The organism is Candidatus Competibacteraceae bacterium, from assembly GCA_016713505.1.
GTDB lineage: Bacteria > Pseudomonadota > Gammaproteobacteria > Competibacterales > Competibacteraceae > Competibacter_A.
Genome location: JADJPA010000001.1, coordinates 2287932 through 2302472 on the forward strand (window position 1 = coordinate 2287932; position 14541 = coordinate 2302472).

The window sequence follows — 14541 nt, forward strand, 5'->3', positions numbered from 1 at the left end:
GGCATGAGGGATCAGCTGTTGAATTTCCGTTTTGTCAATCAACAGGGCTCCACATCCAGTTCGAGTCGGGTATCCGGCAGATAAGGCAAGGCGACCGCGCCCGAGCGATCCCGAGCGAGCCGCCGCAACAGTGGCAACCCACGCGCGGCCGGATTGGCGAGGCGCAAGCGCTCCAACTCCCCGTCTGCTAATGACTCGGCCGCACCGGAGCGAATTCGCAAATTCCGCAGGCGGGCGATATTACCGGGAAGCGGATCGGGAGCCAGCAACAACGCCAGCCCGAACGCGACGGCCACCGCCCGGAACGGCTGCAAAGCCGGCGGCGGCGGCGTGTCGTAAGCGACCAAGAGAATCGGCTGATGCTCCAACCGCACCAGCGCGAACGCTTCCAGCAGACCCGCCGCGAACGAGGCGTCAAACGCGCCGATGCTGAGCGCCGGCCGCATCGAGCCGGCCGCGATGTTCCAATAACCGAGCGGCGCGTTGTGGACCGAATGATTGAACTGACTGGGGGACAGCAGGCGTTCCGGCTGGATCAGTGCCTGACACAGCGCATCCAGCGCTTCGGTGTTGCCGCCGGCGCAGGCGAACACGGCCCCGCACTGCCCGGCTTCCAAACCGACGGCGGCCAGCGCCTCGTCGGCTGCCTGCAAGGCCAGTCGGACGGTCAGCGTCGCCCGGCGCGCTTCGTTGCGCGGCAGGCGTACCCGTTCGAAGCGCGGCGCCGCGTCCCGGCTGTAGGGCTGCAATCCCGCCAGCACCGCCCGCCCGACCGACCAATCCGGCAGGCCGGGCGCGCACAAACCCACCCCGCTGACATACACGCTCATCAGGTGATTCGCGCCAGACTGCGCCGGTTGCCGGTCCAGCGCGACCACGCCTTACCCACGGCGTACCAATGCAGATAGTAAGCCTCTCGCGCCAACCGCCACACCATCACCGGATCGTGGCGCAACCGGTCTTCGGCGGCGCACAGCACCGGCCGCAACGCCAAACCGCGCGCCAGCACGCCGCTGCGGGCCAGATGAAAGCGGCTGGTTATCAGCACGAAAGGACGCTCGCGCAGTTCGGCGCGCAACTGCCGGGCGCGGCGCAAATTATCGAGCGTGTTCAGCGATTGATCCTCAAGCAACACCGCGGAGGCCGGAACGCCTAGCTCGCATAGTAAATCCCGGCCGCACTCGGCCTCGCTGCGGTCGCCGCCAGTCGGACCGCCGACCAGCAGAATGCGCCGCCGGGAATCTTCTCGGTACAGCGCGGCGGCGCGGCCCAAACGGCGCGCGTAGCCGGGCGCGGCGCGGTCGCCGATCAGCCGCGCCCCCAACACCACGATCCAATCTCCCTCGACTCCGGCAATCGGCGTCTCACAAGCGACCCGCCAAACTCGGTACAACAGCCACAACCCGCTCAAGCCCGCCGTCGCTAGCAGCGCCAAATTGGACAACACCAGCGTCGCCGCGCCATCCCAACCGAGATCGCGCTGGCGGAGAAACCATTTTCCGGGCGTCCTGCTTTTCACGCGGAATCCTCAGCCCAATAATCGTAGAAATTGAACCAATTATAAGGCGTGAGCCGAGCGTAATGCTCCAGGCGGTCGGCGTAGCGCTGCACCCAAATCGCGATCTGCTCTTGGCGGCGGCGCGGCTCCAGCGCGATCCGTTCGGCGAGCACTTCGAAATGGACATCGTAGCGATTGCCGCCCCGATACAGGCCGAAACACAGGATCACCGGACACCCTATCAGTCCCGCCAGCAGGATCGGCCCGATGGGAAACGCGGTTTCCTGGCCGAAGAACCGGCAGCGGATCGTTTTTTCATCCTGCGCCACCCGGTCGCCGAGCGCGCCGACCATGAAGCCTTGCGCCACGCTGTCTTGAACCTCCAGCAAGGTTTCCGGGCGACCGATGGCGATGACGGCTTGCGCCAACGCAGGATTGAGCGCGGCAAACAACTGGGTCATGGCTTGGTTGTGCTCGACGTTCATCAGAATTTTGATGGGCAAGTGACGCACGGTGGAACCGATCCCCCGCAGCGCCTCAAAGCTGCCCAAATGCGACCCCAGCAAAATGCAGCCCCGACCGGACGCCACTTGATCCAGGATCGCTTGGCCGCCATGAATCTCGATCTGAAAGCCATCCAGACGACCCGTCAAAAAATAGACCCGATCCAGAATGGTGGCGGCAAAGCAGTGGATGTGGCGGAACACCTCTCGCCAGCTCGGCTCCCGACCGAGCGCGCGGCGCAGAAAACGCTGCGAACCCCGACGCGCGGCGGCCGCCGTCATCAAAAAATACAAGGTGATGGGATACAGCAGCGCGCGGCCCACGGGCCGGCCGACATGCAGGGCGATGGCGCGAATCAACCATAGCGCCAGCGGGCTGCCCCGCTCTGGCAACCGCGCCCAATTCCGGCTCACGGCGCCATGTCCGCCGGCTGAGATTGACCGCGCGTCCTTAGCGGGTCCGCTGTTGCTCGATATGCTGGCTCAGGGCGCGCAAGGAGGCGAACACGCGCCGGTTTTCCTTGTCGTCCGAACGCAGTTGAAAACCGTAGGTTTTGGAAATCGCCAGCGCCAGTTCCAGCGCATCGATGGAATCCAGACCCAGCCCTTCGCCAAACAGCGGTTCTTCCGGTGCGATCTCTTCCGGTTTGACATCTTCCAGATGCAGGGTCTCGACCAGCAGTCGAGCCACCTCCAACTCGAATGGCGAAAGTGGTTCCATCGATAACCTCGTAAAATATGAACTGTAACGCGTGTGGCGGTTATAGGTAGTGGTGCTGTCAAGGTTCGCGAATGCGTTGCTAAACTATATCATGTCCGATAAAAATAGCCCTTATCGATCTGAAATCAGAATTTTAATGGCCATCCCCGCCCCTGTTTTTCGCCACCGCCTTGAGCTGACAACCAGCACGCGACCGGCTTCTCGGCGCGGGCCAGCATGAGTCTTGTCCCCGTCTTTTATTGCGAACAGGGTCGAAGCGGCCAGTGGCTAAACGACGAACGCTTGCTGGCGCTACTTTGCTTTGACGGGGGGTCACACCTCAAGCAGACCCGCGCGTTTGTCCCGTCGCATTGAAAGAATTAGGCTGCACCGCCACCGCCGAAGTCTGGCTCGGCGCGCGGCCGGCGCGGACCGGGTTCACGGAAGGGATCTATCACGCCAGCGACGGTGAGGTGCTGTTCCTCCAATTGCGCCTGGACGAATATGCCCCCGACGCCTTGCAACCGCTGACCGCCGTGGCCTACCGCCGTTTGTTCGCCAAAGCCCGCGCGCTGGGTTATCCGCATTTTTTGCGCATCTGGAATTATTTTCCCGCTATCAACCGCGCTTGCGACGGTCTGGAACGCTATCGGGCTTTTTGCGCGGGCCGGCATCAGGCGCTGGCGGCGGAACTGGCCGAGTTCGAGATCCGGCTGCCCGCGGCGTCGGCCATCGGCACGCGCGGCGGCAGCCTGCATCTCTACGCGCTGGCCGCCCGCGAACCCGGTCTCCAGATCGAAAACCCGCGCCAGGTGAGCGCTTTTCACTACCCTTCTCAATACGGTCGCCGCAGCCCCTCATTTTCGCGCGCCGTCTTGAAAAGCTGGGGCGAGGGCCGCGACCATCTGTATATTTCCGGCACCGCCAGCATCGTCGGCCACGCCAGCTTGCATCACGAGCTGTTGCCGCAACTGGATGAAACGCTCGCTAATCTCGAAGCCTTGCTTGCGGAGGCCGAGCGGCGGGCAACGACACCCCTGGATTTGACGCTCCTGAAAATCTATGTTCGGCCCGAACTCGACCCGGCACCCTTGCGCGAGCGCATCGTTCGCATCTTCGGGGCTAATGTGCCGCTGCTGTTTCTGCGCGCCGAGATCTGCCGTCGGGAATTGCTGCTCGAAATCGAAGGGCTGGCGATCTCCGCCGCCGCCCACCACGCCTAGGATTCTCTCTTGAAACCGGAAAAACCGCTCGAACCGCATCCGACCTTGCCGGACTATTACCCGGATTTGGCGCAACGCCCGGCGTTCGTGCGCGGTCTGTTCGACCGCACCGCGCGCCACTACGACCGGATCTGCCAGTTGATGTCGTTCGGATCGGGCAATTGGTACCGCCGCCGGGCGCTGGGACGTGTCGGATTGAAACCCGGCATGACCGTGCTGGATGTCGCCACCGGCACCGGACTGGTCGCCCGACAGGCGCTGGCGATCACTGGCGACCCCCAAGCGGTGATCGGTCTGGACGTGAGCGCCGGCATGTTGGCCGAAGTGAAACGGCTTCTAAACATTCCCCTGATGCAAGGTTTGATGGAACAACTGCCGGTCGCCGACGCCTGCTGCGATATGGTCAGCATGGGCTACGCCCTGCGGCATGTCGCCGATCTCAACCTCACGTTTGGAGAATTTCATCGCGTGCTGCGACCGGGCGGCGTGTTGCTGATTCTGGAAATCGCCCGGCCCGCCACTCCTTTGAAACGAGGCGTCATCAAATTCTATATGGGGCGGGTGATCCCGCTGCTCAGCCGGCTGACCACCGGCCAACAGGACGCTCAAACCCTGATGCGCTATTACTGGGATACCATCGAGAACTGCGTCCCGCCCGACACCATCGTTCAGGCGATCCGCGACGCCGGCTTCGATGAGGCGGGCTGCGATGTCGAATTCGATCTGTTTCGGGCTTACTTCGGGCGCAAGGGCGTCGTGACAACCCCGGCAGATTGAGCGAGCCTCGCGTTAGCCCGATCTCACTGTGAAAACGCTAGCGTTTGGCCGCGCCCACGGCGGCCGCGACCAACGCCGGATAGCGCTCGCGAATCCGGGGAATATCCGGCCAGACGAACGGCTCGGCAAAACCCGCCGCGCGAAACGCCGCCAGCCACTGTTCGGGGGTTAAAAACCCGCCGTTCGGCCGCCAAGGCGGTTGCAAGACCGGAGCACGGAAAGAGTCTAGCAGTGCAAACACGAATTCGACGTAGACCGTTCGACCCGGAAACGGCCGCACGCATTCAGAGGCGATCACCCATCCCCCCGGCGCGAGCGCGGCGCGAATTTCCGCCAGGGTGAACGCCAAATCGCGCGCGACGTGTAAGGCGTTGACGCCGTACACCACCGACAGACTGCCCGGCTCCACCCCCGCCTCGGCCAACGGCCGGTCGATGTCGAGCACGCCGCAACCGATCCGACCCGGCGCGTCGGGCCGGGCCATCAGCGCCCGCTGGCCGCGCCGCAAAAACAGCGGCGACAGTTCGGTGAAGCGATAGCGTTCGATCCGCTCCGTCATCCCCGCCGCCGCGAAGGCATCGAGCAAGGCCGTGGCGCCGCTACCCGCCCCGCCGCCGATTTCAAGCAGCGTCCCGCGCGGCCGCGGGAACCGCTCCAGTACCGCCCTGGCCCCGATGTGATTGCTGATGGCGTAGAGCGGATTGTGATTGGAAAAATACTCCGACCACGCCGAAATGCGGTCGGCGGCAAACAAAACTTCTTCCCCCGTCGCCTCGCCGCGCATCACACGGGGATATCCCTCGGCCGCCAAGGTCGCCAAGCGAAACGACGGCAGCGCGGCGGGATCGTGAGCGGCCTGCGCTTGTTCGATTTTCAGCGGATCGAGGTCCGGCAGGGCTTCGATGATTTGAAAGCGGGTTGGCTCGCCGCTGCTTGCGATAGCGCCACGCTCGGCCAGCAGGCGCAACAGCCCATCCGCCAGCGGCGGCCCGACCGTGGGGTCCAAACCTGTTCGCCGCGCGATTTCCGCCGCCGTGCCACCCGCGCCGAGCGCGCGCTCGAACCCGACCTCGCGCGCGACCCCAAGCGCCAACCGAAACACATACTCCTCGATGAAATCGCAGGAGGCGATGAAGCGCTCGTCGAACAGCGGCAGCAGCTCGGCGGGCAACAGTTCGGCGCGCAGATCGGAATCGGTGGCGGCGGCGCGGACGAGCATCAAACCTCCTCAAGACCTTTGCTTTCCGGCGGACGGACGGGCGTGGAGCTGAAATATTCCGGACCGGTCAAGGGACTGTATCAGCCCAGCGCAATTGACCTTGCGCCAGCAGCCGACCGTCCTCAAGAACGCAGTCGAAACGAAGTTTGCCGTTAGACTCCAAAAAACGGATCGCGCACGCCTGCCCCGGCCGCAGCGGCGTCAGAAATTTCACCACCGGCATTCCGTGCGCGCTCCGGCTCGGATATTCGGATTTGAAGGCGCGAAGCACCGCATCCAAGATCACCACGCCGGGCACGATGGGATTGCCGGGAAAATGCCCGGCCAAGCTGGGATGATCGTCAGGGATGGAGAAAAACCGCTCAACGGTCATGCGGGACGGACGCGGCGGGATGCGATCCCGCCAGCAGCGCCAGCAACGCCGCTCGCGTCGGCTTGCCGGTTTCATTGCGCGGCAGGGCGTCGACCTTGACCAGCGGGCGCGGCAAAAACACCGGATCGAGGCGCTGGGCCAAGGCGGCGAGCAGTTGCCGCTTGCTCAAATCGGGCGCGACCACCAACGCCGCCAGCCGGACGACCTCCGCCTCTTCCGATTCCGGCGTCAGAAAAACGCCCTCGATCACGCCGTCGATAGCGTTGAGCTGGTGGTTGAGATAGCCGAGCGAGGTCCGCTTGCCGGCGATGTTGACCACATCCTCCCGCCGGCCCAGCAGTTTGAATTCCGCCGCGCCGCACGGTTCGACGAGATCGTTCAACGGCACCGGTTCCGGCAAATGCGCGCCGGAAAGCGATCCGTCGCGCAGTTCGAAGCCGTCGTAAAGCCGCCAGCGGTCGCCGTCCAAGGTGCGGCGGCTGGCGATGGAGCCCGCTTCAGTGCAGCCGTAGATTTCCAGCACCGGCGCGCCGAACGCCGCCTCGGCGCGCGCGGCCAACGCATCCGACAGCGGCGCGGTCGCCGAAATCAGGAACGCCGGTCGCGGCCACGTCAACCCGGCCTGGACGCACGCTTGCAGGTGCACCGGAGTGGTGACCAGCACGCGCGGCGCGGGAACGGCCGCCAGCGCCGCGCGGATGTCGTCTGGAAAAAACGGCCGGCCGCCGTGGACCCGCGCGCCGCTGGCCAGCGGAGCCATGATCGAGGTTTCCAAGCCGTACATGTGCTGGGGCGGCACGGTCGCCACGATGGCGGTGGTCGGATCGAAGCCGAAGCGCTGCCGCGCTTGCCGCGCGCCGCCGATCAATTCACCCCAGGTTTTAGGATTCGGTTTGGCAAGCCCAGTGCTGCCGGAGGTAAACGCAATTGCCGTCACCTGATCGCTGGACACTTCCGGCACGGCGGGAACGTCCGGTCCAGCCGTCGCCGTTTCGAGCCAAGCCTCGATGTCGCTATCGGTGATTCGGCCGTTGTCGGGGTAATCGTCGGCGACGCGCCGGACGTGCAACTCGGCGCGACTGGAGGGCAGCAGATTGCTTTGGCCGTTCGCGCCCACGGCGGCGAAAGCGACCAGAAACAGATAGCGGTCCTCGCAAAGGTTGAAGATGAAACGCCCGGCCGGCAGATGCTGGGCGACGGCGGTGACATGGCGCAAAAACCGCTCGCGCCGGATGGGACCATCGCGCCACCAAGCGATTAAATCGCCCGGCGCGCTCATCGATAGCAAGGGTAATTTGGCTGGCATCGTGGAAGAGAGCGAGGTTGATGCGTTAATGTAGCAAAGTTCGACGATAATTCGCCCTTGCTTGACGGTAAGAATGGGCAAGGGCTTCTTCCACATGACCGTACCGAAGCGATATTGAAATCATGCCGACTCCCGATCCCTCTCCACAGATCGACCCTAAGATTTCCCACAAGCCACCCGGTGCGCTGGATGTCATCCTCAGCGTATTGGCTTCGTTCTTCGGCGTGCAAAGCGCGCGCAACCGGGAACGAGATTTTCAGCATGGCCGGCCCGCTCACTTCCTTATCGTAGGGGTGGGCCTGACCGTGCTGCTGATTTTGGGAATCTGGCTGGCGGTCAAACTCGCCCTGCGCGCCGCCACCGGCTAAGCCGAAGCGGTTCCAGCGCCTATCCTTCACAACGACTCTAACGGATTTCGACGATGAGCCGTATCGTCCTCACCGAGGAACTGCAAGCCGAGTACGCACGGCTGTTTTCCAGCTGTAATATCCGCCCCGAACGCGCCGCCGAAGCCGAGGAACTGGTCGATGCGCTGCTGGCCGACCGAGGCCGCTATCACGCGGTCGCGGGGCGGCTCAAGCTTCCCTGGTTCGTGGTGGCGGTGCTGCATTACGCCGATACCGACCGCGATTTCAACGTTCACTTGCATAACGGCGACCCGCTGAGCGAACGCACCCGCCATCTGCCGGACGGCAGGCCAGCGCAAGGCGAACCACCGTTCGCCTGGGAAGACAGCGCCACCGATGCATTGAGCCTGCGTTATTTCGACCAATGGGCCGACTGGAGCATCGCCGGCACTTTATTTCTGTTGGAAGGTCACGGCGGCTGGGGCTACCGGCTACACCATCCCGAGGTGCTTTCGCCGTATCTGTGGCACCATTCCACCCACTACAGCCAGGGCAAATATGTCACTGACGACACCTGGAGCGAAACCGCCGCCCCCCGGCAGTACGGGGTTGCGGTGCTGCTGCGGCGGCTGGCGGAACGCGGCGCGATCGAATTCGTCGCCACCGGCGAGCGAGCGGCCCGACCGCTGTTGCGTTACGACCGGGGAGAACCCTCCCCGACCGTCGAGGCGTTGCAGCGTTTCCTCAATACTTTGCCCGGTATCTTTTTGAAGGTGGACGGCATAGCCGGCCCCAGAACGTCAGAAGCGTTCCATAAGCTGTGCGGGCGGTATTTGCTGGACGACCCGCGCGAAACCGGTGGCAATTGATTGCGATAGCCAGGATTCACCGGCGTCAAGCCGGCCGAGAACGCGGGCTGTTTAACCCAGATGCTTCCCCAAAAACCCGCCCTGCGCGGCAAAATAAGCGACGAACCGCTCCTCGAAATCCGCCACCACCGATTCCCGCACCGCCGGTCGGACCAGCAACGCTTCGCACCAGTTCGCGATCTTGGGTGTTTTCGCCAGCAAGCCTTGGGGATGATGGCGTTCGATGATCTCCAGCCGCATGAGCAGCGGCGCGTAAGCGGTATCGGCCAGCGAAAAGGCCGCGCCGTTAAAGAACGGACCTTCGCCCAACTGCTGTTCCACATAGCGCAAATCGGCCAACAAACCGTCCTTTTCCCGTTCGAAAACCGCTTCATCCGCCGCCACCAGCAGTCGGTACTGGCGGCCGATCAGGTTGGAGCCGAATTCGATCCAGGCCCGGTTGTGCGCCCGCCGCCAGGGGTCTTGCGGGTGCAGCGGCGGCGGGTTGGTCTCGTCCAGATACTCGTTGATCACCGCCGATTCGAACAACACCCGCTTTTCATCCACCCGCAGCACCGGCACTTTTCCCATCGGCGAAATCGCGTTGAACCAGTCCGGAAGATTTTGCAGATCGACATAGGTGATATCGAACGGGACCTGTTTCTCCTTCAGGGTAATCACCGAACGTTGCACGAAGGGGCAAAGCACGAAACTGATCAACTGATAGGCCATGACGCTCTCCCTCAACGATGACTGGGTTCACACCGCGCGGATACCATCAAAGCATAACGGCTGGACACAGGAAGGCAACGGCCTCGGTTCCACCGCCGAAATGACCGGTTAAAGCGCCCCCTCAAAACCGTGCTGCCGCCACGCCTCGTACAAGACGATGGCGACCGCATTGGACAGGTTCAGGCTGCGACCGGTGGTGCGCATCGGCAAGCGCAAGCGTTGCTCCGCTGGAATACTGTCTAAAAGCTCAGCCGGCAAGCCGCGCGATTCAGGACCGAACAGCAACACCTCATCCGGCTGATAGGCGACCGTATGATAATGACGCGCGCCCTTGGTGGTAAACGCAAACAACCGCGCCGGTTTCACCTCGGCGAGAAAAGCCGCCAGATCGCGGTGCAGGCGCACGGCGGCCCATTCGTGATAGTCCAAGCCCGCGCGCCGCAATTGCCGGTCGTCGAACTGAAAACCCAGCGGTCGGATCAGATGGAGCCGCGCGCCGGTGTTGGCGCACAGCCGGATGATGTTGCCGGTGTTGGGCGGAATTTCCGGCTCGAACAGCGCCACGTCAAACATCAAACCCGATTCCGCTTAACCATCCATCCGCAATTCCTTGATCTTGCGGGTCAGGGTATTGCGGCCCCAGCCCAACAAGCGGGCGGCGTCTTGGCGGTGGCCACCGGTCTGTTCCAGCGCGGCCCGGATCAAGACCCGCTCGAAGCTGGGCAAGGCGCTCTCCAGCAGATTTTGCCCGCCGCGCGCCAAATTCTGACTGGCCCACAGCCGCAGCGCGGCTTCCCACTCGGGGCCGTTGCCTTCCGTACCCGGCGTTCGTTCCCGCAATTCCACCGGCAAATCCTCCAGATGGATTTCCCGGCCCGAGGCCATCACCGTCAGCCAGCGGCAGAGATTCTCCAACTGGCGGACGTTGCCCGGCCATTCCAACCGGCCGAGATAATTTTCGGTTTCCGGCCGCAATACTTTAGGCTCGACCCCCAACTCCCGCGCGGCCTGGCTCAGAAAGTGCCGGGTCAACAACGGAATATCTTCGCGGCGACGGTTGAGCGACGGCAATTGGACCCGGATCACGTTCAAGCGATGATACAGGTCTTCGCGAAACAGCCCATCGCGCACTCGTTGCTCCATGTTCTGATGGGTGGCGGCGATCACCCGCACATCGACCCGCGTCGGGGTATGGCCACCCACCCGATAAAACTCCCCCTCGGCCAGCACTCGCAGCAACCGCGTCTGCAATTCGGCCGGCATGTCGCCGATCTCATCCAGGAACAACGTACCGCCGTTGGCTTGCTCGAAGCGCCCCTGCCGGGAGGTCTGCGCCCCGGTAAACGCTCCGCGCTCGTGGCCGAACAGTTCCGATTCCAGCAGATCGCGGGGGATGGCGGCGGTATTGATGGCGATGAACGGCTTGTCGGCGCGCGGGCTATGTCGGTGCAGGGCGTGAGCCACCAACTCCTTGCCGGTGCCCGATTCACCGGTGATCAACACCGTGATATTGGAGCGCGCCAAGCGGCCGATGGCGCGGAACACCTCCTGCATCGCCGGGGCTTCGCCGATGATGTCCGGCAGCGGCTGGTCTTGCTCCGGCGAGCCGCCCTGCTGGCGGTAGCTGAGGCAGGCGCGGCGGACCAGGGCCACCGCATCGTCCACATCGAACGGCTTGGGCAGATACTCGAATGCGCCGCCCTGATAGGCGGAGACCGCGCTGTCGAGATCGGAATGGGCGGTCATGATGATGACCGGCAATTCCGGCACGCGCTCGCGCAAGCGGGCCAGCAGCTCCAGCCCGTTCATGCCCGGCATTCGAATATCCGCCATCACCGCGTCCGGCCGGCTCCGCTTGAGCGCGTCCAGCACGCCCGCCGCGCTTTCGAACGTCGCGACCGTCATGCCGTCGCGCTGTAGCGCCTTTTCCAGCACCCACCGAATGGCGTGGTCGTCGTCGATGACCCAAACGTGCTCTTTTCTGCTCATCCGGTCTTTCCCAAGGGCAGCAACAGCGTGAAGACGGTTTCACCGGGCCGGCTGGCGCACTCGATCAGACCGCCGTGCTGGTTGACGATGTTTTGGGCGATGGACAGACCCAGGCCAGTGCCGTCCGGCCGGCCGCTGATCATCGGATAAAAAATCTGCTCCTGCTGTTCGGGCGGAATGCCGGGCCCATCGTCGATCACATCCAAGCGCGCCACCAGCTTGTGGCGTTTCGCGCCGATGGTGTACTGACGTTGGACCCGAGTGCGCAACAGGATCGTGCCGCGACCGTCGAGCGCTTGCACGGCGTTGCGCACCACGTTGAGCACCGCCTGAATCAAGCGGTCGGCGTCGCCCCACACCGGCGGGATGCTGGGATCGTAGTCGCGTTCGATGCGGATTTCGGGCGCGTCCTCGGCTTCCACCAGCGCGCAGACCCGCTCCACGATTTCGTGGATGCTGACTTCATCGTAGGCGTGGGGTTGGTTGGGTCCGAGCATCCGATCCACCAGATTGCGCAACCGGTCGGCCTCGCCGATGATGATGCCGGTGTATTCCCGCAAGGCCGGGTCGGGCAATTCGCGCTCCAGCAATTGGGCCGCCCCGCGCAGCCCGCCCAACGGGTTCTTGATTTCGTGCGCCAGATTGCGCACCAGCGCCCGGCTGGTGTGGTGCTGGGCCAGGATGTGCTCTTCTCGGTTGATGCGCAGCCGCCAGTCCACTTGGCGCAGCTCCAGCAACAGCTCGGACGGCGGATCGCGCTCCAGCAGCGGCGCGGCGGTGCAGTCCACGGTGACGGCGCGCTCCGCCGGAAACACCAAATGCAATTCCCGTTCGATGTAGGGATGGCCGCTGGCCAAGCAGTTCCGCAAGCCGCCGACGAACGCTTCAGCCCCGACCAGCAGCTCCGGCAGGCCGAGCTTGTACGCCTTGCGGAAACTGAGTTCGAACAAAGCCTCCGCCGCCGCGTTCATGAACAGCAAGCGCAGCCGCCGATCCAATACCAACACGGCGATGCTCAGACCATCCACCACCCGCCGGCAATCATCTTTCAACACCTTTGCCTCGCCTTTGAGTGTTTGGCGCTCGTGAGTCCAGCCTTGCGGCAACCGCCGGACTCGGCCGTTTTAGCCGAACGCGGCCTCTGCGCCCGTTCGGTGCAGGCGTCGCCTCCAGCCTGCCGCCAGTTCGCGCTCGACCGCCGGTATTGCACCAAATTAGTGCAATACGGAACGTTATTCTAAATTCGGCCGCCGTGAAAGACGACGCCCCCGACTGGGGGCGTTACCGGCAGCGGGTATCAGGCGGCCAGCGAGACGCCGGCCGCTGCTGGGTGTATCAGAGGCTGTAGTACATGTCGAATTCGACCGGATGGGTCGTCATCCGCAACCGAGTCACATCCTCCGTTTTCAGAGTGATGTAGGCGTCGATCAAGTCGTTGCTGAACACGCCGCCCTTGGTGAGGAACTCGCGGTCGGCGTCCAGCGCCGCCAGCGCTTCGTCGAAGTAGAAACAGACCTTGGGAATCTGCTTTTCCTCCTCCGGCGGCAGATCGTAGAGGTCCTTGTCCATCGCATCACCCGGATGAATCTTGTTCTGGATGCCGTCCAAACCGGCCATCATCATCGCGGCGAACGCCAGATAGGGGTTGGCGGTGGAATCGGGGAAGCGCACTTCGATGCGTCGGCCTTTCGGGCTGCTGACGTAGGGAATGCGGATCGAAGCGGAGCGGTTGCGCGCTGAATAAGCCAGCATGACCGGCGCTTCGAAGCCCGGCACCAGCCGTTTGTAGCTGTTGGTGGAAGCGTTGGTGAACGCGTTCAGCGCCTTGGCGTGCTTGATGATGCCGCCGATGTAGTACAGCGCGGTCTCGGACAAACCGGCGTATTGGTCGCCCGCGAACAGATTGACGCCGTCCTTAGCCAACGACTGATGGACGTGCATACCGCTGCCGTTGTCGCCCACCAGCGGCTTGGGCATGAAGGTCGCGGTCTTGCCGTAGCTGTGGGCGACGTTCTGGATGGCGTACTTCAAGGATTGCACCTCATCCGCCTTGCGCACCAACGTATTGAATTTCACGCCGATTTCGCACTGGCCGGCGGTGGCGACTTCGTGGTGGTGCACCTCGACGGTGTGGCCCATCTGCTCCAGCGCCTGACACATCGCGCCGCGAATGTCGTGTAGGGAATCGACCGGCGGCACCGGGAAATAACCGCCCTTGACGCCGGGGCGATGGCCGAAGTTGCCACCCTCATAAGCGCGCTCGGAATTCCAGCCGGCCTCGGAGGAGTCGATCTTGCAGAAACTGCCGCTGATGTCGGCGCCCCAGCGGATGTCATCGAAGATGAAAAATTCGTTTTCCGGGCCGAAAAAAGCGGTGTCGGCGATGCCGGTGGATTTCAGATAGGCTTCAGCGCGGCGGGCCAACGAACGCGGGTCGCGTTCGTAACCCTGCATGGTGTTGGGCTCGATCACATCGCAAGTCAGCAGCAGGGTCGGCTCTTCGAAGAACGGATCGATGCAGGCGGTGACTGGATCGGGCATCAGGATCATGTCGGATTCCTGAATGCCCTTCCAGCCGGCGATGGACGAGCCGTCGAACATCTTGCCGTCTTCGAAGACCTCTTCGTCGAAGGCGCTAATCGGTACGGTGACGTGTTGCTCCTTGCCGCGCGTGTCCGTGAAACGGTAGTCCACGAACTTGATGCCTTTTTCCTCGACCAACCTCATCACATCAGCAGCATTCATTATTAATGATTCCTCGGGTTGAATAATCGATCACAACGTGAGCGGGAAAAATCTCGGTTTGCCATCGCGGAGCACGAACCATGCCACCGCTATTTTTTGCAGCTTAGACCGTCATCTATAGGCTGGATACCCGATGACCGGCAGCCCCTTTGCACTATACTGGTGCAATATGCTTCGCGGTCCGCTCTATTTTGACGCAACGTAACGCCAAACACATAAAATGTTGGAATATGGCGACAAGCTTTATACTTCGCACGCACCAACGCTATTAGGAGGATGCC

Annotated in this window: 16 protein-coding genes; 4 read left to right on the forward strand and 12 right to left on the reverse strand. The window is 63.2% G+C overall.

All coding sequences use genetic code 11. From position 1 onward, the window contains the following. Positions 1 to 38: 38 nt before the first annotated feature. From IPK09_10405 to IPK09_10420, 4 genes are read right to left on the reverse strand one after another with little or no spacing between them, the layout of a single operon-like run. Complete coding sequence (locus IPK09_10405) at positions 39 to 830, reverse strand: beta-ketoacyl synthase chain length factor (protein ID MBK7984027.1); 792 nt, start codon at positions 828 to 830, stop codon at positions 39 to 41. Continuing rightward, a complete protein-coding gene (locus tag IPK09_10410; protein MBK7984028.1) occupies positions 830 to 1519 on the reverse strand; it encodes a YdcF family protein in 690 nt (229 codons plus the stop codon). The genes IPK09_10405 and IPK09_10410 overlap by 1 nt, the downstream gene beginning before the upstream one ends. Further along, entirely contained in the window at positions 1516 to 2415 is a 900-nt protein-coding gene (locus tag IPK09_10415) for a lipid A biosynthesis acyltransferase (protein MBK7984029.1), read from the reverse strand. Before IPK09_10415 ends, IPK09_10410 begins: the two co-directional genes overlap by 4 nt. Before the next feature lie 37 nt (positions 2416 to 2452). Continuing rightward, positions 2453 to 2722: an acyl carrier protein gene (locus IPK09_10420; GenBank protein ID MBK7984030.1), complete on the reverse strand. Its 270-nt coding sequence runs from the start codon at positions 2720 to 2722 to the stop codon at positions 2453 to 2455. A 350-nt stretch (positions 2723 to 3072) separates the two neighbouring features. On the opposite strand from IPK09_10420, the gene IPK09_10425 reads away from it, so the two are divergent. Beyond that, positions 3073 to 3924: a hypothetical protein gene (locus IPK09_10425; GenBank protein MBK7984031.1), complete on the forward strand. Its 852-nt coding sequence runs from the start codon at positions 3073 to 3075 to the stop codon at positions 3922 to 3924. A gap of 9 nt (positions 3925 to 3933) precedes the next feature. After that, the gene (locus IPK09_10430; GenBank protein MBK7984032.1) at positions 3934 to 4701 is read left to right on the forward strand and encodes a class I SAM-dependent methyltransferase; all 768 of its coding nucleotides are present in this window, start codon (positions 3934 to 3936) and stop codon (positions 4699 to 4701) included. 37 nt (positions 4702 to 4738) lie between these two features. Here IPK09_10430 and IPK09_10435 read toward each other — a convergent pair whose 3' ends face one another. The 3 genes from IPK09_10435 to IPK09_10445 all read right to left on the reverse strand — a co-directional run bounded on the left by IPK09_10435 (position 4739) and on the right by IPK09_10445 (position 7599). Beyond that, on the reverse strand, positions 4739 to 5920 hold the full coding sequence (locus IPK09_10435; GenBank protein ID MBK7984033.1) for a class I SAM-dependent methyltransferase: 1182 nt from the start codon (positions 5918 to 5920) through the stop codon (positions 4739 to 4741). A gap of 67 nt (positions 5921 to 5987) precedes the next feature. Further along, a complete protein-coding gene (locus IPK09_10440) occupies positions 5988 to 6293 on the reverse strand; it encodes a hypothetical protein (GenBank protein ID MBK7984034.1) in 306 nt (101 codons plus the stop codon). After that, a complete protein-coding gene (locus tag IPK09_10445) occupies positions 6283 to 7599 on the reverse strand; it encodes an acyl-CoA synthetase (protein ID MBK7984035.1) in 1317 nt (438 codons plus the stop codon). Before IPK09_10445 ends, IPK09_10440 begins: the two co-directional genes overlap by 11 nt. A 122-nt stretch (positions 7600 to 7721) precedes the next feature. On the opposite strand from IPK09_10445, the gene IPK09_10450 reads away from it, so the two are divergent. Both IPK09_10450 and IPK09_10455 read left to right on the forward strand, forming a co-directional pair. Further along, positions 7722 to 7967 carry a DUF2970 domain-containing protein gene (locus tag IPK09_10450; protein ID MBK7984036.1) on the forward strand — a complete coding sequence of 82 codons (246 nt, stop codon included), beginning with the start codon at positions 7722 to 7724 and terminating at the stop codon, positions 7965 to 7967. 53 nt (positions 7968 to 8020) lie between these two features. Next, positions 8021 to 8815: a hypothetical protein gene (locus IPK09_10455; protein ID MBK7984037.1), complete on the forward strand. Its 795-nt coding sequence runs from the start codon at positions 8021 to 8023 to the stop codon at positions 8813 to 8815. A 51-nt stretch (positions 8816 to 8866) separates the two neighbouring features. Here the strand turns inward: IPK09_10455 and IPK09_10460 are convergent, their stop codons facing one another. The 5 genes from IPK09_10460 to glnA form a co-directional block, all read right to left on the reverse strand. Beyond that, on the reverse strand, positions 8867 to 9526 hold the full coding sequence (locus IPK09_10460; GenBank protein ID MBK7984038.1) for a glutathione S-transferase family protein: 660 nt from the start codon (positions 9524 to 9526) through the stop codon (positions 8867 to 8869). Positions 9527 to 9634: 108 nt separating this feature from the next. Continuing rightward, positions 9635 to 10099: a tRNA (uridine(34)/cytosine(34)/5-carboxymethylaminomethyluridine(34)-2'-O)-methyltransferase TrmL gene (trmL, locus tag IPK09_10465; GenBank protein MBK7984039.1), complete on the reverse strand. Its 465-nt coding sequence runs from the start codon at positions 10097 to 10099 to the stop codon at positions 9635 to 9637. Positions 10100 to 10114: 15 nt separating this feature from the next. Then, the gene (glnG, locus tag IPK09_10470) at positions 10115 to 11515 is read right to left on the reverse strand and encodes a nitrogen regulation protein NR(I) (GenBank protein ID MBK7984040.1); all 1401 of its coding nucleotides are present in this window, start codon (positions 11513 to 11515) and stop codon (positions 10115 to 10117) included. Beyond that, positions 11512 to 12570 (reverse strand): nitrogen regulation protein NR(II), encoded by a 1059-nt coding sequence (gene glnL, locus IPK09_10475; GenBank protein ID MBK7984041.1) that lies wholly within the window; start codon positions 12568 to 12570, stop codon positions 11512 to 11514. Before glnL ends, glnG begins: the two co-directional genes overlap by 4 nt. 280 nt (positions 12571 to 12850) lie before the next feature. Next, entirely contained in the window at positions 12851 to 14260 is a 1410-nt protein-coding gene (glnA, locus tag IPK09_10480; protein ID MBK7984042.1) for a glutamate--ammonia ligase, read from the reverse strand. Positions 14261 to 14541 lie beyond the last annotated feature (281 nt).

Excerpts from the sequence above, each read along its gene's own strand:
- IPK09_10420 (MBK7984030.1), bottom strand. The coding sequence starts at position 2,722 with ATGGAACCACTTTCGCCATTCGAGTTGGAGGTGGCTCGACTGCTGGTC.
- IPK09_10405 (MBK7984027.1), bottom strand. The coding sequence starts at position 830 with ATGAGCGTGTATGTCAGCGGGGTGGGTTTGTGCGCGCCCGGCCTGCCG.
- IPK09_10455 (MBK7984037.1), top strand. The coding sequence starts at position 8,021 with ATGAGCCGTATCGTCCTCACCGAGGAACTGCAAGCCGAGTACGCACGG.
- IPK09_10460 (MBK7984038.1), bottom strand. The coding sequence starts at position 9,526 with ATGGCCTATCAGTTGATCAGTTTCGTGCTTTGCCCCTTCGTGCAACGT.
- IPK09_10435 (MBK7984033.1), bottom strand. The coding sequence starts at position 5,920 with ATGCTCGTCCGCGCCGCCGCCACCGATTCCGATCTGCGCGCCGAACTG.
- glnA (MBK7984042.1), bottom strand. The coding sequence starts at position 14,260 with ATGAATGCTGCTGATGTGATGAGGTTGGTCGAGGAAAAAGGCATCAAG.
- IPK09_10440 (MBK7984034.1), bottom strand. The coding sequence starts at position 6,293 with ATGACCGTTGAGCGGTTTTTCTCCATCCCTGACGATCATCCCAGCTTG.
- glnG (MBK7984040.1), bottom strand. The coding sequence starts at position 11,515 with ATGAGCAGAAAAGAGCACGTTTGGGTCATCGACGACGACCACGCCATT.
- IPK09_10450 (MBK7984036.1), top strand. The coding sequence starts at position 7,722 with ATGCCGACTCCCGATCCCTCTCCACAGATCGACCCTAAGATTTCCCAC.
- IPK09_10445 (MBK7984035.1), bottom strand. The coding sequence starts at position 7,599 with ATGCCAGCCAAATTACCCTTGCTATCGATGAGCGCGCCGGGCGATTTA.
- trmL (MBK7984039.1), bottom strand. The coding sequence starts at position 10,099 with ATGTTTGACGTGGCGCTGTTCGAGCCGGAAATTCCGCCCAACACCGGC.